The organism is Amycolatopsis acidicola, assembly GCF_007713735.2.
Taxonomy (GTDB): Bacteria; Actinomycetota; Actinomycetes; order Mycobacteriales; family Pseudonocardiaceae; genus Amycolatopsis_E; species Amycolatopsis_E acidicola.
Genome location: NZ_VMNW02000008.1, coordinates 79247 through 101065 on the forward strand (window position 1 = coordinate 79247; position 21819 = coordinate 101065).

The window sequence follows — 21819 nt, forward strand, 5'->3', positions numbered from 1 at the left end:
TGCAGATGGCCTACGTCGACGCCAAGGAAACCAGTCCCGAGCGCATTTTCACGGCTCCGTTTTTCTATCTCATGATCGCGAACGGGCTGCTGCGGTTCCGCACGTTCATGCTCGTGTCGCTGGTGCCGCTTTATGTCATCCAACGCGGGTTCGGGGCAACCGAAGCAGGGCTCACGACAACGCTCTACATGATTGCGGCGGTCCTAACGCGACCGTGGGCGGGCCGAAGTGTGGAGACCCGAGGACGATGGGCCGTGATGACCGCCGGCGCGGTCATTTTCTGCGTCGCCACGGGCCTGTACGTCTTACCACTGCCGGTCTGGCTGGTTCTGGCCGCGCGAGCAATCCAGGGCTGGGGCTTCAGTTTCAACGGCACCGCGGCGATGACACTCGCGACCGACATCATCCCCGAAGCACGGATGTCGCAGGGAATCGGATATCTCGGCATCGAGCAGACCGTCGCTCAGGTATTCGCCCCCGCAGTCGCACTGTGGCTCCAGACCGAATTCGGTTACACGGTGGCGTTCGGCGGAGTCTTCGGCATCGCCGTGCTCGACATCGTCGTCCGATTCCCGCTCGCGGCAACGGCGAAGAAGGTCGACGCGGACCGCCGACGCGCCGCCGCCGAGGAACATTCGGCATCGCCCGCGTCCGGCGATCACGCTGCGGCCGCGAAGCACCCATCGCGCTCCCGGCTCATCGACCGGCTGATCGAACGCGGGGCCTGGAAGCCCTCGCTGGTGATGTTCTTCGTCGCGCTGGGAACCGTCAGCGTGAACACCTTCCTCGCGGCCTGGGCGATCGAGCGCGGCATTGCCAATCCGGGGGTGTTCTTCACCGCAAGCGGAATCATGGCCGCGGTGTCGCGGATCGGCGTCAGCCGCGTCGGGGAACGCTTCGGCCAATTGTGGGTGATCGGGCCCGGAATCATGTGCGAGATAGTCGCCATGGCGCTCATCGCGTGGACGCCGAACCTCCCCGTGCTCCTCCTCGGCGGTGCATTTTTCGGCCTGGGACTCGGCCTGGTCACCCCCGGGCTCAACGCGCTGGCCGTGCTTGCCGCGAACAAACAATCGCGTGGCATGGCGAACTCGACGTTCTTCATGAGTCTCGACCTCGCGAACGCCATCGGTGCGGTGTTGCTCGGATTCGCCGCGGACTTCGGCGGGCTTCGTTCCTCATTCGAGGCCGCCGCCGCACTGATGGCGGTCGCGCTCGCCTTGCTGCTCGTCCTCAGCAAACTCGGCGTGATCAGCTCCAGGCCCGAACCGGCAGGAGCAGGTTCCCGGCTTCAACGCTGAGCACGTCCCACTCGATCCGCGCTGAGGAAACATTTGTGAGAGAACAAGTTTCGCACCGTGGCGGCAAGGACCGCGACCTGTCACACCGCGACAAGACTCGCCAGGGCTGCGCTGGCCCGCTCGGCGTCGCCGCCGGCGATGGCCTCGATCATTTCCTCGTACCGGAGCGCCGTAGCTTCGAGCGCACTCCCTCGCAGCAGCGCCTTTCGTTCAGTGTGAGCGATCCGCACCCGCAGCCGGCCGACGATCTCCCCTGCGACATTCTGCGCGGATACCCGCAGCACAAGGTCGTCGAACTCCCCTACCGCCCGTTCGAACTCCGTCAGGTTGCGAGACGTGACCGCCTGGCGCAGAGCTACGCCAATTCGGTGGAAGCGTTCAACATCGGCTTCGCCGGCCATCCTCGCCGCTTTGGCCACGCACATCGCCTGCAGCGCCAGGCAAGCTTCAGCGGTTTGCGTCGCCTCCTCCTCCGTGATCGCGCGTACGCGCACGCCACTGTGCGGGATCTGTTCGAGCAGCCCTTCGTGGACGAGTTTCATCAACGCGCCTCGCACCATCCCACGGCTCGCACCGAGCTTCTCGCCAAGGTCGGCCTCGACCAAGCGTTGCCCGGGAAGCAATTCACCCGTCGCGATCCCCCGACGGACGGCCTCAACCACATGCGCCTGCGCGTGCACCGTTCAGCGCTCCGCCCAGGCCCGGCGCACATCGAGCCACCTGATCGACCTGTATCGCGCGACGACACCGCGAACCGGTCCTGCCGACCGGATAAGGCTCCCGCCCGGAAACACCTCTACCAACCAGTGGGCGATCCGACTCATGGCCTGCCGCAATCGAGTCATCTTTTCGCCCACTGGATCACCAACCTTGAAAGTTTGTTTACTGGCAAGCAGATTGTAATCAGCTCCGGCAATTTCTCCAAGTCCTTTGTGCACCATCCTCTTTATCAGAGCCAGTTTTTCCGAGCACTGAAAACTCGGCAGAGACCGGGTAAGCCTCGCCGAAAATCCCATCGGAAGGCGATGATCGCTGCCCACACCGGCTGCCGGGCATCGCTCGATACCGAACCACACCAGACGGAAAGGCCCCTTTTATGACGTCAAGAGCCGATCACCGAACAGTGCCCGGAGTTCGAACCGGCATCGTGGGTGGGTGCGCACTGACCGTGCTCTTCGCCGCAGGCCTGCTATGGGCGAAATGGCTCCCCTATGCCGTCAAGGCGATCACGATGGCCAGTACACACACATGGTCAGGTGGCGCGATCTTCGCGAAGGCCGGCGCGCCGGGGGCCAGCCCCTCACTGTCTGGCGCATGGCGATTCAGTACCGCCTACTTCGAGTCGGTCTGGCCTGCCGCGGTGGTCGGGCTGGCGCTCGCCGCCGGTGTCGACGCCTTGATGCCGAAGGCGTGGCTGTTGTCCGCACTGAACCGCCGAACACGGCTCGGACAGACCATCGCCGGAGGCGTGGCGTCCTTACCCAGCCTCATGTGCACCTGCTGCACCGCGCCGGTCGCCGTCGGGCTGCGTCGACGCGGCGCGGGCGTAGCGGCCAGTCTCGCCTACTGGGTGGGCAATCCGGTGCTGAACCCGGCTGTGCTCGTTTTCCTCTTCCTGGTGGCGCCCTGGCAGTTCGGGGTGACCCGGCTGGTAGTCGGGGTTTTGCTCGTCGTCGGCGCCAGTGCCCTGGTGGCGCGGCTCGCCCGCCCTTCGGCATCCACGGAAACTACGACCGGAATTCCCTGGGAGACAACAGAACCATCGCGGGCGAGGGACCTGCCGCGACGATACCTGCGATCGCTCGGCCGGTTCGCGCTGATCTTCGTTCCGGAGTACGTCGTAGTCGTTTTCCTCGTCGGCGCGCTGAGCGGCTGGCTCTCCGACTTCTCCGGCCTGGCCGCGACACTCGGCGTGGCGACAATCCTCGTCTGCGCCGCGCTCGGCACGCTCCTGGTGATCCCGACCGGCGGCGAGATCCCCGTGGTGCTCGCACTGACGGCAACCGCACCCTCGATCGGAAGTGCGGGCGCCTTGCTGATCGCCCTGCCCGCGCTGAGCCTGCCGTCAATGATAATCGTCGGCCGCGCCCTGTCGTGGCGAGTAACCGTCGCAATGGCCGGGGCCGTAGCACTCGCAAGCGTATTCTCGGCCGTACTGCTCGTCCTGTTGTGGTGATCTGAGGCCGCCGGAAAGCGCGCCCTCCCGTCTGCCCCGATCAGCGAACAGTTCGGCGGACAGCGCGTTGTCGCGTGCAACCCGCCGCGCCCTGCCATCACGTCCTCGATGCTGTCGGTGTGCCGCTGGCGATCATCGTTTACCTGCGGGCCTGGGGGTTTTCGTTTTCTGGCGCAGTCTCTCATAGGGTGTTTGGCCGTCGAGGCCGCCGTGGGGCGGTCGAAGTTGTAGTAGTCCTGCCGCTCCTTGAGACGGGCGTTGAAGATGTCGATGTCGTCGATGACGATCCCGTCGAGCAGAAGGTAGAACTCTTCCGCGTCGATGCGGTGACTGCGCTCGACCTTGCCGTTCAGCCGCGGGGTGGCGGGCTAGATGTAGATGTGGTTGATGCCCTTGTCGAGCACGTGCCAGTGGAACGCCGACTGGAACTCCGCGCCGTTGTCGGTCTGGATCGTCTCGACTGCGAACGGCAGCTGGGACAGCACGTAGTCGAGGAACTGGACGGCCGTTTTCTGGTTGTTGTCCGGGTAGACGTTCAGCACCCGCAGGCGGGTGCAGTCGTCGAACGCGGTGTACTGGCAGAACTTCCCGCGCCGGCCGACAGGCGTGGCTCCGGGCTTGTGCTTGCCTGAGCCAGGCAGCGGTTCGACGAACTTGACATCGATCTGCACGTGGTGGCCCGGCCGTTGCTTCTCGTAGCGTTTCCAGCGGCGGTCGTGCCGCTTGTAGCGCTGTGAGGCCGGTAGCCGGCTCATGTCGAGGCGGTCGAGGATGTGCCACACACCGGACTTGCTGATCGTGACGTCGTGATACCGCTTGAGGTACACCTCGATCACCTCGGCGCGGGTCGCATTCGGGATGGTCCGCGGCCGCTTCGACCGGTCGCGCGGCCCATCGGTGCCTTCGGCCCGGTAGCGACGCAGCCAGTTGTAGTACGTCTGCCGCGTGATCCCAAAGTAGCGGCAGGTCATGTCCGCGTTCCCAGCGACTTCCTCGACGTGGCACAGGACCGCCAAGCGCCAACGCACCTGGCGGTCCAGCTGGGGCTCACTCGCCCAGACTCCCTCGTGATCAAGAGGCGAGGGGGTCAAGCGTCTCCGTCAGTTTATATTGACAGATGCACGACAGACGGCCGAATCTCGGTATCCGGGCACGGATGCGGACGAAGTCCTTCACCTCACATCTTTTCGCCGCGCCACCCCCGCGACCCGTCATAGTAATAGTAACCTTGGCCACTGGCGCCGTGAGCGGGAAGCAGCAAACCGAACGATTTTCAGTAGCGCTTCTTCGCCCCGGGCGGCACTTGCGAAACCACAAACCTCGTCACGCCGGTCGCGAAGAGAGCGCCAGCCTTCTGGAGCGAGGCTCTCACCCGGTGGCAGGCTCCTTCTGGGGCGCCGCTTGCGCCGATGGCCCCTCCACAGCCGCCGGCGATACACCACGCCGCGTCTGCCAACCCGCCGCCGCGGCGACGAAGAAGGGCGCGAAGATCGAGGTCAGGATCGTCGGTGCGGCGATCTGAGCCGGGCGAGCGCATCCATCGACCGGTAAGCCTGGTCGGCCAACGCCACCGCGGCGGGCGCGGCGACGGCGTTGCCCGTGGTCGTGGTCTCAGCCGCGCCGGCGATCACATTGCGCTGCTCCTTATACCGGCGCCGTAGGACGTGGATGCCCCGTAGGAACAGCATCACGCCCACCCGGGAGGGCGACCGTGAGCAGCCCCAACAGCACGCCGGGTACTCCAGCCTGTCTGAGTGCCGCGAGATCGAAGCCTCTCCCCATGCAGAATGCCATGAGGGAATCAACAATTCTTCTCCGCAAAGGCCACCACTGACTTCGCGGAGAACCAGCACCACAGGCAGAGAACAGCCTGCAGCGAACCGATGTCGGAACGGAACTTGTCTTTGAAAATGAGTACGTGCGCGTCTGGGAGCTCGTCCTCGCAGTTCCAAATTGTGGGCGCCGACGGGATCCCGGAACATCCGATCCCCAATGTCGGCGACCAGGAGCACCGCCAGATCATCGTCGAACTCCTGGGGAAAGTCTCGCAGTGACGAGACCGTGCCGTCCACCAACAACAGCCGTATGCGGTACACCGACGCGGCCGACGAGGAGAGGAAGTAGTCGGCAGCGCACCACGCGATCCCACCAGGGGATGACGACGGGACGGCATGGCCCGTCGATCCGTCACCACCTTCGAAAGGGACCTTCGCCCCGGTGCGTGCTCGGGTATAGCGGCCGCTGCGAGCTGCAAGGCTAGGCTGGGGGCGGATAAGACCAGCTCAGGAGCGCAGCTGTTGCCGTCGCAGACTCGGCCCGCGTCCTGACCGACGGCCGGGAGAGTCGTGGAAGTTCGGCAGCTGCAGTACGTTTTGGCCCTGGCGGAGGAATGCCACTTTCAGCGTGCGGCCAGTCGGTTGTCGGTTTCGCAGCCTTCGCTGAGCCAGCACATCCAGCGCGTCGAACGCGAGGTGGGGGTGGAACTGTTCGTGCGTTCCACCCGGAGCGTGTCCCTCACGCCGGCCGGCGAGGTCCTGGTCGCTCGCGCCCGTGAGATTCTCGCCGGCCTGGACGATGCGATCGAGGCGACGAGGGAACGCGGAGAAGGTGTCACCGGCCGGCTGTCGATCGGAATCGCCGGTTCGGCCACGTACTCGCTGGTTCCGCGGCTCGTGCGGGGTTTTCGGCACGAGCATCCGCGGCTCGTGATCCACCTGAGTCCGGAGATGATGACGAGTCAGCAGGTTCCCGCTCTTGTGGATGGCCGGCTGGACATCGGGTTCCTCCGTCCTCCGGTCGCTGTCGACGGCTGGTCGGTCGAGGTCGTCGACAGCGAGCCGATGGTCGCGCTGCTCCCGGCGGGACATCCCGGAGCGGCCGCGTCGAGCGTTCGGCTCACCGACCTCCAGCGGGATCCGTTCATCACGTTTTCCAGCCGATCGGACTCCCGCGCGAACCAAGTGGTCTTCTCCGCCTGCAGGAAGGCGGGTTTCGACCCGCGGATCGGTCAGGAGGTCGGCATGGTGGCCGCGGTCGTCGGCCTGGTCTCGGCCGGTATCGGTGTTGCCGTCGTGCCGCACTCCATCCAGTGCGTCAAGGTTGATGGGGCGGTCTACCGGCCCATCGACGACGGGCCGTCGTTGGACCTGGCGATGTGCTGGCGGGAGGAGATGTCCCCCGCTGTCGCTCGATTCGTGCGCTATGTACAGAAGTCGATCGCCGCGCCGCTGGCCGACCAAGTCCGGCGTGCGATCGAAACGCACGACGCACGACGACTGAGTTCGAGTTCCGGGCATTCGAGGTGATGCGGGCCCGGCGCGCGGCGACTTCCGTGCGCCGGGGCCGCCAGATCATTCGGTCGCCAGCTGTGGCGTTGCTCGCTTCCGGTCGTACCATCGCTCCTCGGCTTCGACCGACACGCCCCGTTTGGCTTGCTGACGGGAGACGAACGCGACGACGAAGGGGATGAGTAGCGCCGTCACGACTGTCGAGGTTGCCACCTGAGCGGTCGCCACTGCTTCGACTCCCTGGTATGCGGGATCGATCAGTGCGATGGCGGCGGGAACCGCGACGGCGTTACCCGCTGTCGTCCCTTCGGCGGCGCCGGCGACGACGTTCCGGCATTCGCGTGGCCGGCGGCGAATGAGGTGGATTGCCCGCAGGACCAGCATGGCTGCCCCGCCGCACATCGTGATGGTCATCAGGGCGAGCAGAATTCCCGACAGGCCCGCCCGGCCCAGGGTGGTGAGGTTGATACCACTGCCGACGCCGAACGCCATGAACGGGATGAGCAGCAGCCCACCCGGGCTGAGGAATTCGCGTGCCTTCGGGCTGAAGTTGCCCAGGATGAACCCGATGACGAACGGGATCAGCAGGCCAAGGAACGTCTTGAAGGGGAATGCGGCCAACCCGGAGATGCCGAGCGCGAGAAGCGTGATGAACGGACCGTCGTTCAAGGCGATGATACCGGCGGCGCCCCGGTCGGTCGTGTTACCGAATTGTTTCATCAATGCTGCGTACAGTGCCGTGTTCGAGTTCGTCATCGCAGCGATGATGGCCAGCGGCACAAGGCCGAACAGTGTGCCACCGGGAAGAATGTAGGCCACCGCCAGTCCGACGGTTACGCCAGCGGCGGTTTTGCCGAGCAGGGTTGCCACGCCCTTTTCCACCGCGGGCCCCGTGGTCCGAGGGTTCAGTTCCGCGCCCATGCACAGGAAGAAGAGCCCGATGAGCGTGCTGGTCCCGGTGTGGAACAGGGCCGTGGTGAACCCGCCGATGTTCAGCAAGCCGGGCAGGAAGGTGCTGACCAGCGCGCCCAGCAGCAACGGGCCGATGTTGATCAGTCCGGGAATCCGGCCGCAGACACGACCGACTCGTTGTAGTCCGTTTTTCATGATCGCTGTTCCTTCATAAAATCGCGCCGACCTTCGGTCTTGAAATCGCGCTGTTACTTATCCGCAACGAAGACGAAGGGGCGCGATTCGGGGACTTGTCATGATAATGCTTGGCCGCCGTCAGGACGTATGGCCGGCTGGAGGGGGTGCGGGGCAGTCGATTGCTGCAGATCTTCATTAATCGGACGAGTCTTTTGAAGATTTGCTGAACTGTAGGTGGATGACGCGAGGAGATCCAGAGAGACTTTTGTTCTATTGAGATCCAGCAGCAATTGATTGCACTGCTCAATAGGTATGAAATACCCTTGTCGGCTCACGGCAGGGCTGGGTAGTGTGGCCGTGGCGACAGAAACATAACGCGCCTTCCGCTTGATGCGAAGCGCGATATTTCCACCGCACTCACCGGATTCATTTCCGGATCGAAGTAACGGGAGGTAAGCGGTCCATGGAACTGACTGACGTCGGCACCAGGGTGCTGTACGAGGACGAGCAGGTGCGGGTCTGGGAGATGGTGCTGGCCCCCGGCGAGGCCGTGCACTGGCACAAGCACTGGCACGACTACGCCTACGTGTACGTCACCGGGGACAACGTGCTGGAGACAACGCTGACCCCGGAGGGCGAGCCGTTCCTCGCCAGTTTCGAGCGGCACCACTCGCAGTCGCAGGTCGTCGGCGCGGAGGGCATCCCGATCCACCGCATCCGCAATGTCGGAGACCACCCGCACCGCCAGATCATCATCGAGACGCTGGGGCCGTCACTGTCCCAGGAGACGCTGCCGGCGGTCAACAACGGGCGCATGCAGCTGCTCGACGCCGACAGCACCGCGGGCGCCGCGAAGTGACAGCGCACGACTGCTCCGGATCGATTGTGGGTGAACAGCAGTGAGTCCTACCCGTCCTGAGTTGAAAGGCACCTTCGGGATGGTGGCCTCGACGCACTGGCTGGCGAGCAGCGCCGGTTACGGCGTTCTCGCCGCGGGCGGGAACGCGTTCGACGCCGCGGTCACCTCGGGATTCGTCCTCCAGATCGTCGAACCGCATCTCAACGGGCCCGGCGGGGAGGTCCCCATCCTCTTCATGAAGCCCGGCGGGCGTGCCCAGGTCCTCTGTGGCCAAGGCGTGGCTCCGGCAGCGGCGACGGTGGAGGCGTTCGACGGGTACGAGCGGGTTCCCGGTCTCGGTGTCCGGTCCGCGTGCGTCCCTGGCGCCTTCGACGCCTGGATGCGGCTTCTGCTCGACCACGGCCGTCTGTCGCTGCGCCAGGTGCTCGAACCCGCGATCGACTGTGCGCACAATGGTTTCCCCATCGTGCCGAAGATCGCGAGCACGATCGAATCGGTGGAGCAGCGCTTCCGGCAGGAGTGGCTCAGCTCGGCGGAGGTGTGGCTCCCCAAGACCGGGGCAGGTCAGCTGCACCGGTGCCCGCAGATCGCCGAAACCTACCGTCGTCTCCGGGGAGAGGCCGAGGCGTGCTCGAGTGACCGCGACGGACAGATCGAACATGCCCGTCGCATCTGGTCTCAGGGCTTCGTCGCGGAGCACATCGATCAGTTCCTGCGCACTGAGGTTCCCGACGGGTCCGGCGGCGTCTCCACGGGTCTGCTGACCGGTCAGGACATGGCCGGGTGGTCCGCGGAGTACGAGGACACGGCATCGGTCGAGTACGGCGGATACACCGTCCACAAACCCGGCGCCTGGAGCCAGGGTCCGGTTTTCCTGCAGCAGCTCCAATTGGCCAAGCACACCGGGCTCGCGGAGCTGACGGACTCGAATTCCGCGGAGTTCGTCCACCTGATCACGGAAGCGGCCAAACTCGCGTTCGCCGACCGTGAAGCCTGGTATGCCGACCCTCGGTTCGCCGATGTCCCGCTGGACGAACTGTTGTCCGATCGCTACGCGAAGGAACGCGCGGCGCTGATCACCGACGTCGCCTCACTCGATCTTCGCCCCGGAACCGTCTCCGGGCGCACGCCCTATCTGCCGCCGCAGGCCACCGTGCCCGTGGGTACGGTCCCGGTCGAACGCGGCAACGGCGAACCGACCGTGAGCCGGGGCGGCGAGCCGCGTGGCGACACCTGCCACGTCGATGTCGTGGACCGTGAGGGCAACATGGTGGCTGCCACGCCCAGCGGTGCGTGGCTGAGCAGTTCGCCGGTCGTGCCGGGTCTCGGGTTCCCGATCGGGACCCGGGCGCAGATGTTCTGGCTCGACCCGCGTTCGCCCAACTGCATCGCGCCCGGCAAGCGACCGCGGACCACCCTCAGCCCCGGTCTCATCTCGCGGGGCGCCGAGCCGGTGCTCGCCTTCGGGACCCCCGGAGGCGACCAGCAGGACCAGTGGACGTTCTCGTTCCTGCAGCGCTGGCTCCATCACGACATCGACCTCCAAGAGGCCATCGACGCGCCGAACTTCCACAACAACTCGTTCCCCAGCTCCTTCTATCCCCGGGAGATAGCGCCCGGGCAGCTGGTCGTCGAGTCCCGGTTCGGTGCCGAAGTGGTGCGAGCGCTGGAGAACCGGGGACATCGCGTCGTGCGCTCGGAACCGTGGTCACTCGGCCGTATCTCCGCCGTTGCCCGGGACGCCGAGTCGGGTCTGTTGTCCGCCGCGGCGAACCCCCGGGGGCGACAGGGGTACGCAGTGGGCCGGTGAGTGTCTCTTGTGGACGGTGACCTGAGAGTGCCCGTCCGTACCGCCGGGCGAGGGAAAACCGGGATCGACTGTCCAAATGAGCATTCGTGCCGGGACCGAACACGAGTTCTTCCGGCCCGGCGGTTGACGCCAATCGCCAATTCTCGGGTAACGAAGGCAGGAGGTGGATCGCTTGAAACCCGGACCGGCTCCCGTCGAACGGCAGTCGTTGGAGAGCCGGGCGATGATGGCGCTTCGTTCCTTCATCACGTCAGGTGACGTTGAGCCCGGCGCCCGGCTGACCGAGATCGACCTGTCCGAGCGACTCGGGGTCGGGCGAGCGACGCTGCGCACCGTGCTGGCTCGGCTGGCCGACGAGGGGCTCGTGGTCAAAAAGCCATACGCCGGATGGCATGTCATCGAGCTCGACGAGCAAGCGGTCTGGGAAATCTGGACCTTGCGTGGCAGTTTCGAAAGCCTCGCCGGCCGGCTGGTCGTCGAGCACGGCGACGCGGCTGCCCTCGACCGGATTGCCGCGGCGCACCGGACGCTCGTGGACGCCTGCACGGAGGGCGACCTGAACGAGATCAGCCGGCGTGACTTCGAATTCCACCGGGCGGTGCTGGTGGGCTCGCGCAACCAGCGCTTGATCCGGCACTACGACGTCGTCGCCCATCAGGTCCGGATGTACATCCGGGTCAGCAACTCCGAGGTCGCTGCCGATCCGGACGACATCGTCGAACAGCACAGGGCGCTCGCGGCCGCTTTCGCGGCTCGCGACGCCGACCGCGTGTTCGCGGAGGCATGGAAGCACAACGAATCGGAGGGTGGACGGTTGCTTGCGCGACGAACCGCACTGAGGGAGAACGCCGGATGAGCTCACCCACGACGGGAAAGACCGCCACGGGACCGGGTAGCTCCGATGTCCTGCGCCAACTCGGGCTCGCGGGCGGCGGTGGGCTGTCCGATGAGCACGTCGCGATGTCGCCTCGCGAGGCGGCCGGCCTGGCACAGGACTTGTGGCGTCTCGATGTCGTCGACGCCGATCGGTTCGCGACGGAGAAAGACGACACATTTCGTCTCTCCTGCCGGAGCGGCCGCTCGGTCGTGGTGAAGGTGTCCCACCCGGGCGAGCACGCCGAACAGGTCGACTTCGAGACCGCGCTGCTGCACCACGTAAGCCAAGGGCCGAGCCCTGTGCCTGTGCCCGAACTGCTGCCGAGCCGCCACGACACGTTGCTGGAAACCGTGGTGGATTCCGCGGGCCAGCGCCGGATCGCCCGGGTCATGACCTGCCTCGACGGCACTCCCCTGGATTCGGTCGGTTCCGACGCGAAGCAGCGGGAACAGGTGGGCGAGATGTTGGCACACCTGCGGCACGCGACAGCGAACTTCTCGCATCCGCAGGCCAGTCGGCTGTATGCGTGGAACGTCGAGATTCTCCCGTACCTCGAACCACTTTTGGGTGCCGTTGCCGACCCGGGCCACCGCGCCCGGCTGGCTTCGGGCCTGGAGCGGTTCGACGAGGTCGTGACGCCGAAGCTCGGTGGTTTGCGCCGCCAGGTGCTGCACAACGACTTCAGTACGTCGAACCTGCTCGTCGAACCCGCCGATCCGGCTTTCGTCACCGGTGTGCTGGATTTCGGGGACGCGGTCGAAACCGCCATCGCGGTCGATGTCTCGACGGCGATGCTCAACCAGCTTCCCCGTGACTGCGGGCAGAACATGCCGAGCGACATTTTCGCCGCCGGCCGCGACGTGTTGCGCGGATACCTGCGTCACGCGGAACTCACCGACGAAGAACTGGCCGTCATCCCGCACCTGGTGATGGGCCGAGTCGTCGCGCGCGCTCTCATCACCTCGTACCGAGCCCGCCAGGTCCCGGGCAACACCGCCTACATTCTCAGGAACACCGAACAGGGCTGGGGTCAGTTGGAGTGGTTCCTCCGGCGGAGCCCGGACGAGATCGCGGCCACCTTGACGACGACCGCGACAGCAGATACGGAGCAAACCCGGTGACATCCTCGATCTCGCGTGGCGCCGGCCGGCCGCGTTCCCGCGGCAAAATGAACAACGCGTTCAACCCCGAAGCAGCCGCATCCCTTCCGCCCGCCGAGCAGCGAATGATCGCGCGCCGCGAGCGGCTGCTCGGCCCGGCGTACCGCTTGTTCTACGACAAACCCTTGCACATCGTCCGCGGCCGCGGGTGCCGGCTCTGGGACGCCGACGGCAACGAGATCCTGGACGCCTACAACAACGTCGTCTCGGTCGGTCATGCCCATCCTCGAGTGGTCGAGGCAGTCCACGAGCAGATGCAGACGCTGTGCACGCACACGAGGTACCTGCACGCGGGCGCACTGGACTACGCCGAACAACTACTCGACACCATGGGCGGCCGTGCCGGCGACGGACACGCCATGTTCACCTGCACCGGGTCGGAGGCGAACGACCTGGCGTTGCGCATCGCCCGCCACCACACCGGCCGACGCGGCGTGATCGTGACCTCCGAGGCCTACCACGGGAACTCCGCGGCAACCGCCGAGTTTTCGCCGTCGCTGGGCGACAACTCGCCCCTGGGCACCTGGGTCCGGCGGGTTCCCACCCCGGACTCGTACCGCGTGCCGCGGGCCGAGCTCACCGCGTGGTTCAGCGAGCACGTGCGCCGGCAGATTCGCGAACTCGAGCGGCACGGCGAAGGACTGGCCGCGTTGGTCGTCGACTCGATGTTCACCTCCGACGGGATCTACGTCGACCCCACCGAGCTGCTCGCTCCGGTCGCCGAAATCGTGCGCGAGGCCGGCGGGCTCTTCGTCGCCGACGAGGTGCAATGCGGCTTCGCCCGCAGCGGTGAGCACACGTGGGGTTTCCAGCGGCACGGAATCGACCCCGACATCGTGACGCTCGGCAAGCCGATGGGCAACGGATACCCGGTCGCCGGCATCGCCGTCGCCTCGGAGGTGGTGGAGAGGTTCGGCCACGACATGCGTTACTTCAACACCTTCGGTGGAAACACCGTGGCCGTCGCGGCCGCCCAGGCGACGCTCGACGTGATCCGCGACGAGGGCCTGGCCGAGAACGCGAACCGCACCGGAGCGGTGCTGCGCGAGGGCATCGAAGACCTGTCGAAGCGTTTCGAACAAATCGGCGATGTGCGCGGAGCGGGCCTCTACATCGGAGTCGAGATCGTGTCCGACCGTGCGGCGCGGACCGCGGACGGCGGTGAAGCGGCACGCATCGTCAACGGTCTGCGGGAGCACGGGGTGTTGATCTCGGCCACCGGCGCCCCCGGCAATGTCCTCAAAATCCGGCCCCCGCTCGTCTTCTCCGCCGCGGACGCCGACCGGCTACTCAGCGCGCTGGGCGACGTCCTGGCTGCCTGACGAAAGTCGTTGCCAGGGCGGGACATCTCGTGCTGGCATTCACCCCGCACCTCTGTAACGCAAGGAGTTTTCGATGGCCAGCACTCAGAAACCGATCGGTGTCGCGCTGATCGGATGCGGCCGGGTTTCCGATGCTCATCTGGGCGCGATCACCTCGCAACCCGAAAAGGGCAGGCTGGTCGCGGTGGTCGACCGGAATCCCGAGCTGGCGCGAGCCGCGGCTGAGCGCTTCGGCGCCGAGCACGCCTGTGCCAGCATCGACCAGGCGATGAAGATCCCCGAGGTCGAAGCCGCCATCATCTGCCTGCCGAACCATCTCCACGGGGAGGCGTCGATCCAGTGCCTCAACGCGGGCCGTCACGTGCTGGTGGAAAAGCCGATGGCCGACGACTACGCCACCACCGTCGCCATGGGCGAAGCGGCGGAGGCCGCCGGCAAGGTGCTCGCCGTCGGTCAGTCGCGCCGGCACGGCTCCGCCATTCGCTACGTACAGGACCACCTGGAGTCCTTCGGTGAGCTGCGCGCCATCCAGGCGTCGTTCTGCATGTACTGGGACGGCCCGCAGGCTCCTTGGTGGGCGGAGCGCACAGCTAAGGACGGACTGGTGCTCTCCCTGCTGGGCTCGCACACCATCGACTTCGTGCAGATGATGCTCGGCAAGCACCCGCTGCGCGTGCACGCCGAGGCCACCCGCCTGCGCGACTGCTGGAGCGCCGAAGACGAGGCGATGATCCTCATCCGCTACCCGCAGAACAAGATGGCGACAGTGCACCTGTCGTACAACCAGCAGCCGTTCTTCGAGCGTTACCACCTCCTGTTCGACACGTCGATCGTCGAGGTGCGCGACGTCAACATGGTGCTGGTCAACAACGAGGTGGTCCACGCGCCCGCGGAGGAAGCCACGCTGCTGGTCACGAACGAGCTGTTCAAGAACCAGTTCGCCGAGTTCGCCGCGGCATGTCACGGGCTTCCGAACCGCAGTGCCCTGCACCCGCACGGTATCGCGCTCATGCGCGTCATCGATGCCGCGCTGGAGTCGTCCCTGGCCAACCAGACCGTAGCCATGCGGTGGTGACAACAGCGCAATCCCTCCTGAGCGCCTCCGGCGCAGGCTGGAAACAGCTCCCACGCTCTCACGACGTCCGCACTGGTGCGCCGAGCTGAACCCATCGATCCGTAACATCCCGGAACGTCGAGGTGACAGGGGCACCAAGCGCGCCCACCGAGCGGCTCCCGAGCTCGGCGCGCGGAAATCAGGTTCCACGCCGGAACACCGCCTGCCACAGGCTCCAACACCCCACGAAACCGAAGCCCGGCAGAAAGTCGACTATGACCGTTGACACCACCGGTAACCCGTAGCATATTACCGTTAACCCTGTACTCAAGAACATGGGAGCGGCCATGAGTGGACACTCACCAGACGACGATGACCGCCACCTCGCCGCGCTCGGCTACAAGCAGGAACTGGTCCGCAACCTGGGAAGCTTTTCGACTTTCGCCACGGGCTTCGCGTTCATCTCGATCCTGACCGGCATGTTCCTGCTGTTCGGGTTCGTCTACTCCAGCGGTGGCCCGGCCTCGATCTGGGCGTGGGTCGTCGCGGTGATCGGGCAGGTTCTGTTCGCGCTGTCGTTCGCGGAGCTCGCGGCCAAGTATCCGCTGGCGGGTTCGGTGTACAGCTGGACGAAACACATCACCCGCGGGACCAGCGCCTCGTGGCTCGCGGGCATCTCGATGATCCTTGCCCTGATCGTGTCCTCGGCGACCGTCGCGCTGACCATGCAGACGATCCTGCCGGCGATCTCACCGGTCTTCTGGATCTACGGTGACGGGAGCGGTCCCCATGACGCCACCATCAACGGCGTCATCCTGGGCTCGATCATGCTGGTGCTGACCACGATCGTCAGCCTGCTCGGCTCGAAAGTCCGGTCCCTCGTCAACAACATCGGCGTCTCCGTGGAACTGATCGCCAGTATCGTGCTGATCGTCGGGCTCGCGATCAACGCGAAGCATGGTCCGTCGGTCGTCTTCGAGACCAACGGGACAGGTCTGAACCAACCCGGCGGCTATGTTGGCGCGTTGCTGCTGTGCCTTCTGCTTGGACTGACCGTCATGTGGGGGTTCGACACGGCCGGTTCGCTGGGCGAGGAGACGATCAACCCACGACAGACCAGCCCGCGCGCCATCATCCGCGCGTTGGTGGCCTCCGGGGTGTTCGGCGCCTTGCTGATTTTGGCCGCCGTGATGTCCATTCCGAAGCTCGACGACCAGCGGATCGCCGACGATGGACTGTCCTATGTGGTCAAAGCTTCCCTCGGTACGGGGCTGGGCAACATCATGCTGGTGTGCGCGGCCATCGCGGTCTTCGTCTGCGGTCTGGCCAACCAGACCGGCGCCGTGAACATGATGTTCGCGATGGCCAGGGACAACGCGCTTCCGGGGTCGTCGCGGCTGGCCAAGGTCGCCGAGCGCGCGAAGACGCCGGTGCTGCCCCCGCTGATCGTGTTGGTGGTGGGCGTCGCGATCCTGGTCTACAACATCGGGCAGCCCGCGATCTTCCTGACTGTTTCGAGCACGACCGTGGTCTTCGCGTTGATCTCGTACTTCCTCATCACCGCCTCCTTTTCCCTAGCCCGGGTCCGCGGCGACTGGGAACAACCCGACACGCGGTACTTCCGGCTGGGGAAATGGGGCCTGGTGGTCAGTGTGGTCGCCACCATCTGGGCGGCGGGCATGATCGTGAACATCGCGTGGCCGCGCCAGGTTCTTTACAACCCCGACGAGCCCTTCCACTGGTACTTGCAGTGGGGCGGTGTGCTCATTCCGGCTGTCGCGCTGACACTCGCGTTTCTCGTGTACTGGTTCACGCAACGGAAGAAGATCGGGATCCTGCCCGAGCACTCGTCCGGCTTCGCCTCCCAGCAGTCCGCGCCCAGGGCAGAACTGGAGACCCGTTGATGCCACCGGGCGCCAGGACAGACGCTGCGGTCATGACCGTCACCGGCCCGGTGCCGGCGAGCCAGCTCGGCGCGACGCTCCCCCATGAGCACCTGTTCATCGATCTGAGCTGCTACCTGATCGACCCGGGCGACGCCGGCGCCGCGGCCGCTCTGGAGCTTCCGGTTCGGTTGGACACGCTGGACGACGTGCGCCGTTCTCCCTACGCCAACCGGGAGAACTGCGTGCTCGACGACCTCGAACTCGCCGTCGCCGAGGCCGGCCAGTTCCGTGCTCTCGGCGGCACGACCATTGTGGACGTCACGCCCGCGGAGATCGGTCGCGATCCGCTCGGGCTGCGCGCTGTCAGCCAGCGCACCGGACTGCGCATCGTGACCAGTTGCGGGCACTACATCGACGCCGCGCACACCGGAACGCTCCGGGCCGCGGCGGAAGACACGATCGCCGAACGGTTCGTCCGGGAAATCCGGGACGGCATCGGCGATACGGGCATCCGGCCCGGGATCATCGGAGAGATCGGCACCGGTGATCCGATCACCGGCTCGGAGTTGAAGATCCTGCGCGCGGCCGCCACGGCACATCGGGAAACGGGCCTGCCCATCACCGTGCACGTCCATCCACCCGCCCGGCGCGGCCACGAGGTCCTCGACGTCCTGGAAAGCGCGGGCGCCGACCTCACGCGCGTGGTGCTCGGGCATTGCGACGCGTCACTGGTGCACCCCGATATCACCTTCGAGGAAGGGGTCGCCTATCACCGCTCGCTGGCGGAGCGCGGCTGTTTCGTCGAGTACGACCTCTGCGGGAACGCCGGGCATTTCAGCACCGACACCCATTCCTGGTGGCTGCCCTCGGACCGCGAACGAGTTCAGGCGATCTCGTCGCTGGCCGAATCCGGTTTCCTGGGCTCCGTGTTGTTGTCCCAGGACGTCGGTCACAAGCACTACCTCCGCCAGTACGGCGGCTGGGGCTACGGGCACATCTTGCGTACGTTCCCCGGCCACCTCCGGGACGCCGGCTTCACCGATGCCGACATCGTCCGGATCACGGTCGACAACCCGCGGCGCATGCTTGCCGGCGATTAGATTCTTTTCACCGCAACAGGAAAACGGGGCTGTGGCACAATTCCTTGCCACAGCCCCGTTTTCTGCCTTCTCAAAGTTCCAGCAGCTCCCGGAAATACTCGTTGGTGAACGCGCCCCGCGGATCGAACCGGGCGCGAACACGGCGGAAGTCGTCCCAGCGCGGGTACGCCGCCGCGACGTCTTCGGCCCGGTAGGCGTTCCACTTCCCCCAATGCGGGCGGGCACCGAGTGACTTCATGAGTGAGTCCACTGCGGTGAAGAAGGGCACGTAGTCGGTGCCGATGACCCCCGATACCGAGACAGACGCGGTGTCGCGGCCGTACTGTGCGGACAGCCAGGCACTGTCTTGCTTCTGCCAGCGGATCTGGATCGGTGAGTCCACCTCCGGGTAATGGCTCAGCATCAGTTCCCGCAGCGCGAGGAAGGCCTCGCGATCACGGGCGGCATCGACCATGTACTCCATCTCGTGGAAGGTCGGGTCCGTCGCCGTGTCCGGGTACACCAGGTATGCGCGCCCGACACGCCCTTCCTTCAGGTGCCGCACGTCGTAGGAGTCCTCGATCTCGACCTCGTCGAGCAGCTTCACCCACCCGTAGTCCGCGGGGACGGGCTCGAAGCCGTAAAGGGCGTGCGCGCGGTCGTTGGGCATCCACCAGAACGAGAAGTGGCGATGACTCGCCTTGAGTTCGTCCCACTTTTCGAGCAGATCACGGAAGTGCATGGCGGTGTTGCGTTCCCGCAGGAAATACCGGGGCAGCAGCTGCACCTCTACCTGAGTGATGACGCCGAGGAGACCCAGCGACACCTGCGCTGCCGGATGTGCGTCGTCCCCGGCGGCGATCTCGACGAGCTCCCCTTGCCCGTCGACCAGCTGGGTCCTGGTGATGGTGGCGGAGAGGTTCGTGAGCCCGGCCCCGGAGCCCTTGGTGCCGGTGCTGGTCGCTCCGGTGATGGTCTGGAGGTCGATGTCGCCTTGGTTGGCCAGGGAAAGCCCGGCCTCCCACAGCGGCGCGCCCAGTGCGGACAGCCTCGTGCCGGCGAGGATCGTCGCCCGGCCGGTGTCACGGTCGACGGAAGTGACGCCGGTCAGGCGGGTGGGATCCACCAGCATCCCGTCAGTCGGCACGATCGGCATGATCGAGTGTCCGGATCCGGCGGCGCGCACCGTCCTGCCCTCCCGGAGGGCGGCGGCCACCACAGCCGCGACCTCGTCGGGAGTACTCGGGGTAACGATCTCGTGCGGCTGGCAGGACTGGTTGAGTCCCCAGTTCCGCCAGGTGGCTGCAGCGGTCATCGAAACCTGCCTTCGTCGTCCGTCGGAGCTCAGTGGTGGCTGGTGAGCACGTGCTTGAGCCGGGTGAACTCGGCGGCGCCGAGCGCTCCGTTCTCGATACCGAACCCGGATTCGCCGAACCCGTTGACCGCACAATCCGGACCGAACATCAGGTGTTCGTTGACCCAGACCATGCCCGCCTTGAGGTCACGGGCGAACCGGGTGGCGCGGCCGGAGTCCGAGGACCACACCGAGGCGGAGAGGCCATAGACGGTGCCATTGGCCATCGCGAGCGCTTCCTCTTCACCGGAGAAGGTCTGGACGGTCAGGATCGGCGAGAACACCTCGTTTTGGATGATCTCGTCATCCTGCGCGAGCCCGGTGACCACTGTCGGCTCCAGGTAGAAGCCAGGGCGAGCGACCCGGCTGCCCCCGGTCAGCACCTTCGCATGCGAGGGCAGCCGGTTGAGGAAGCCCACTGCCCGGCCCAGCTGCTTTTCGGAGATGAGGGGCCCGAGGGTCGTCGTTTCGGCGAACGTGTCCCCCAGCCTGACCTCCGCCATCTCGCTCAGCAACGCGGCCACGAACTCCTCGGCCGCAGTGTCTTCCACCAGGATCCGGCTCGAGGCCATGCACTCCTGGCCGGAGTTGAACAACCCGGCGTCCCTGAGCAGAGCCGCCGCTCGCGGCAGGTCCGCGTCGGCGAACACGACCGCGGGCGCGTTGCCGCCCAGCTCCATGACCGCCTTACGCAGCCCCTGCGCCGCGGAGACGGCCACGGCGCGGCCACCCGCCACGGAGCCGGTGAAGCTGACCATCCCGACTTTCGGGTTGGCGGTGAGCGCGGCACCTGTGCCCGGCCCGTCGCCCATGACCACGTTGAGCACGCCGGGCGGCAGCACCTCGTTCGCCAGCTCGACCAACCGCACGGTACTCAGCGGTGTCAGCTCGGACGGTTTGATCACCATGGTGTTGCCGACGGCGAGCGCCGGGATGACCTTGGCGATCGCTTGCAGCAGTGGGTAGTTCCACGGCGTGATCGCGCCGACGACACCGATCGGCTCGCGGCGAAAGGCCGATGTGGCGCCGTCGAGGTACTCGGCGGCGCTCGGTGCGGTCAGGTTGCGGCCGGCGGTCGCGCCGAGGCGCACCCCGTCGACACAGTCGGCGAACTCGTCGCGAAACGCCGCGATCGGCTTGCCCGCGTTCGCGACCTCGATCTCCAGGAACTCGTCGGTGTGCCGTTCCAGCAGGTCCGCGAGCTTCGCCAGCAGCTTGTGCCGGGCTGCCGGGGTCTGCCGGGACCAGGTGCCGAAGGCGTCTGCCGCCGCGTCGACCGCGGCAGCGACGTCGCTGGACGAGGAGTCGCCCACCCGCAGGATCTCCTGCCCGGTGGCGGGATTGACCACGGCCCGGTCCCCGGCCCCGGAGGGCTCGGCGGGCTTCCCGCCGATGATGTTGAGGAATGTCTGCTTCATCGAAATCGTCCTCGTCGCCGCGAGTGGTCAGGACACCGAAAACACGGACTCGAGCCCCGTGGTCTGGACCTTGATACCGAGCCCCGGTCCGGCGGGGGCGGAACCGCGACCGTTGTGGGAGCGCGGCTGGTAGCCCGCGACGTGCCCATCGGTCCAGTCGTTCATGAAGGAAGCGTTCTGGAAGTTCTCCGGCCGGGTGCTGGCGGCGAGGTGGCTCACCGCCGCGCTGACGATGTCACCGCCCCAGGCGTCTTCCATCGAGACCATCATGCCGAGCTCCTGCATCAGATCACGCATGCGCGCCGCCTGGGTGAGCCCGCCGACCCGGCTGATCTTGATGTTGATCGACACGGCGCCCGCGTCGAACTTCGCCCTGAACACGTGTGTGAGGTTCAGGATGGATTCATCGAGCACGAGCGGCAGGCTCGAGTGCCGCATGGCGAAGACGCAGTCGTCGGTCTCCCGGCAGGGCTGCTCGATGAAGACCGGGAGATCGGCCATCAGCCGGGTCGCGATCTGGGCGGAACGCAGGTTCCACCCGCCGTTGGAGTCCGCCACCACGAGGGTGTCCGCCGACGCCGCATCGACCACGGCGCGCGTGCGCGCGGCGTCGTCGCGCGGGTCGTTGCCGACCTTGAGCTGGAAGCGCTTGATGCCGGCCTCCTCACGGGCCACCACGAACGCGGCCATCTCCTCCGGCGAGGCGAGCGGAACGGCCTCGTAGAGCGGGAAATCCTCCTGCAGGACACCGCCCAGCAGCTTCGAGACCGGTTGCCCGCACGCCTGGCCGAGCAGGTCCCAGCAGGCGACGTCGATGGCGGCCTTGGCGTAGCCGCCGCCCAGCAGCACCCGGTCGAGGGTGCGGCGAACCGCGGCGAGATTGGTGGGGTCCTGCCCGATCAGCGACGGGGCCAGCGTGTGCAGCGCCGCCCGGACCTCTGCCCAGTGCGTCGGCAGGTAGGTGTCGCCGAGCGGGGTGATCTCACCCCAGCCTTCGAGTCCCTCGTCGGTGCGCAACCGCACCAGGGTGCCGATCTGGTGGGTCGCGGCCCGGTCACCCGACATCACGTATTCGCCGTGGGCGTAGCGCAGGTTGTAACCGAAACAGTCGATCGCGACGATCTTCATGGGGTTCAATCCCGTCTCT

At 66.3% G+C, this 21819-nt stretch carries 19 protein-coding genes; 12 read left to right on the plus strand and 7 right to left on the minus strand.

The annotated features are described in order from the left end of the window. Positions 1 to 5 precede the first annotated feature (5 nt). Positions 6 to 1301, plus strand: coding sequence for an MFS transporter (locus FPZ12_RS08250; protein WP_144748521.1), 1296 nt, complete (start codon positions 6 to 8; stop codon positions 1299 to 1301). Between the two features lie 80 nt (positions 1302 to 1381). Here the strand turns inward: FPZ12_RS08250 and FPZ12_RS08255 are convergent, their stop codons facing one another. Next, entirely contained in the window at positions 1382 to 1924 is a 543-nt protein-coding gene (locus tag FPZ12_RS08255; RefSeq protein WP_424923580.1) for a GntR family transcriptional regulator, read from the minus strand. On the opposite strand from FPZ12_RS08255, the gene FPZ12_RS46315 reads away from it, so the two are divergent. Next, entirely contained in the window at positions 1829 to 2401 is a 573-nt protein-coding gene (locus FPZ12_RS46315) for a hypothetical protein (protein WP_243769733.1), read from the plus strand. The two genes, FPZ12_RS08255 and FPZ12_RS46315, sit on opposite strands and share 96 nt — an antisense overlap. A 68-nt stretch (positions 2402 to 2469) precedes the next feature. Beyond that, complete coding sequence (locus FPZ12_RS08260; RefSeq protein ID WP_166462642.1) at positions 2470 to 3477, plus strand: permease; 1008 nt, start codon at positions 2470 to 2472, stop codon at positions 3475 to 3477. Between the two features lie 368 nt (positions 3478 to 3845). Here FPZ12_RS08260 and FPZ12_RS08265 read toward each other — a convergent pair whose 3' ends face one another. Then, positions 3846 to 4505 (minus strand): helix-turn-helix domain-containing protein, encoded by a 660-nt coding sequence (locus FPZ12_RS08265; RefSeq protein WP_279537776.1) that lies wholly within the window; start codon positions 4503 to 4505, stop codon positions 3846 to 3848. Positions 4506 to 4973: 468 nt separating this feature from the next. Further along, complete coding sequence (locus tag FPZ12_RS08270) at positions 4974 to 5165, minus strand: 2-keto-3-deoxygluconate permease (protein WP_144748518.1); 192 nt, start codon at positions 5163 to 5165, stop codon at positions 4974 to 4976. 657 nt (positions 5166 to 5822) lie between these two features. Here FPZ12_RS08270 and FPZ12_RS08275 point away from each other — a divergent pair. Continuing rightward, a complete protein-coding gene (locus tag FPZ12_RS08275) occupies positions 5823 to 6782 on the plus strand; it encodes a LysR family transcriptional regulator (protein ID WP_144748517.1) in 960 nt (319 codons plus the stop codon). Between the two features lie 45 nt (positions 6783 to 6827). On the opposite strand, the gene FPZ12_RS08280 is transcribed toward FPZ12_RS08275, so the two are convergent. Continuing rightward, positions 6828 to 7871 carry a 2-keto-3-deoxygluconate permease gene (locus FPZ12_RS08280; RefSeq protein ID WP_144748516.1) on the minus strand — a complete coding sequence of 348 codons (1044 nt, stop codon included), beginning with the start codon at positions 7869 to 7871 and terminating at the stop codon, positions 6828 to 6830. Positions 7872 to 8316: 445 nt separating this feature from the next. On the opposite strand from FPZ12_RS08280, the gene FPZ12_RS08285 reads away from it, so the two are divergent. The 8 genes from FPZ12_RS08285 (at position 8317) to FPZ12_RS08320 (ending at position 17921) form a co-directional block, all read left to right on the plus strand. Continuing rightward, positions 8317 to 8712 (plus strand): cupin domain-containing protein, encoded by a 396-nt coding sequence (locus FPZ12_RS08285; protein ID WP_144748515.1) that lies wholly within the window; start codon positions 8317 to 8319, stop codon positions 8710 to 8712. Between the two features lie 40 nt (positions 8713 to 8752). Next, positions 8753 to 10522 (plus strand): gamma-glutamyltransferase family protein, encoded by a 1770-nt coding sequence (locus FPZ12_RS08290; RefSeq protein ID WP_208025795.1) that lies wholly within the window; start codon positions 8753 to 8755, stop codon positions 10520 to 10522. A gap of 208 nt (positions 10523 to 10730) precedes the next feature. Continuing rightward, positions 10731 to 11378 (plus strand): GntR family transcriptional regulator, encoded by a 648-nt coding sequence (locus FPZ12_RS08295; protein WP_144748514.1) that lies wholly within the window; start codon positions 10731 to 10733, stop codon positions 11376 to 11378. Then, positions 11375 to 12520 carry a phosphotransferase gene (locus FPZ12_RS08300; RefSeq protein WP_208025796.1) on the plus strand — a complete coding sequence of 382 codons (1146 nt, stop codon included), beginning with the start codon at positions 11375 to 11377 and terminating at the stop codon, positions 12518 to 12520. Before FPZ12_RS08295 ends, FPZ12_RS08300 begins: the two co-directional genes overlap by 4 nt. Beyond that, positions 12517 to 13881 (plus strand): aspartate aminotransferase family protein, encoded by a 1365-nt coding sequence (locus tag FPZ12_RS08305; protein ID WP_243769735.1) that lies wholly within the window; start codon positions 12517 to 12519, stop codon positions 13879 to 13881. The genes FPZ12_RS08300 and FPZ12_RS08305 overlap by 4 nt, the downstream gene beginning before the upstream one ends. Positions 13882 to 13954: 73 nt before the next feature. Continuing rightward, positions 13955 to 14956: a Gfo/Idh/MocA family protein gene (locus FPZ12_RS08310; protein WP_144748513.1), complete on the plus strand. Its 1002-nt coding sequence runs from the start codon at positions 13955 to 13957 to the stop codon at positions 14954 to 14956. A gap of 326 nt (positions 14957 to 15282) precedes the next feature. After that, on the plus strand, positions 15283 to 16839 hold the full coding sequence (locus tag FPZ12_RS08315) for an APC family permease (RefSeq protein ID WP_144748512.1): 1557 nt from the start codon (positions 15283 to 15285) through the stop codon (positions 16837 to 16839). Between the two features lie 32 nt (positions 16840 to 16871). Continuing rightward, positions 16872 to 17921: a phosphotriesterase family protein gene (locus tag FPZ12_RS08320; RefSeq protein WP_166462643.1), complete on the plus strand. Its 1050-nt coding sequence runs from the start codon at positions 16872 to 16874 to the stop codon at positions 17919 to 17921. 70 nt (positions 17922 to 17991) lie between these two features. On the opposite strand, the gene FPZ12_RS08325 is transcribed toward FPZ12_RS08320, so the two are convergent. The 3 genes from FPZ12_RS08325 to FPZ12_RS08335 are packed head-to-tail and all read right to left on the minus strand — an operon-like array spanning position 17992 to position 21800. Next, the gene (locus FPZ12_RS08325; protein WP_144748510.1) at positions 17992 to 19215 is read right to left on the minus strand and encodes a D-arabinono-1,4-lactone oxidase; all 1224 of its coding nucleotides are present in this window, start codon (positions 19213 to 19215) and stop codon (positions 17992 to 17994) included. Between the two features lie 29 nt (positions 19216 to 19244). Continuing rightward, positions 19245 to 20672 carry an aldehyde dehydrogenase family protein gene (locus FPZ12_RS08330; RefSeq protein WP_144748509.1) on the minus strand — a complete coding sequence of 476 codons (1428 nt, stop codon included), beginning with the start codon at positions 20670 to 20672 and terminating at the stop codon, positions 19245 to 19247. A 27-nt stretch (positions 20673 to 20699) separates the two neighbouring features. After that, entirely contained in the window at positions 20700 to 21800 is a 1101-nt protein-coding gene (locus tag FPZ12_RS08335) for a mandelate racemase/muconate lactonizing enzyme family protein (protein WP_144748508.1), read from the minus strand. Between the last annotated feature and the right edge of the window lie 19 nt (positions 21801 to 21819).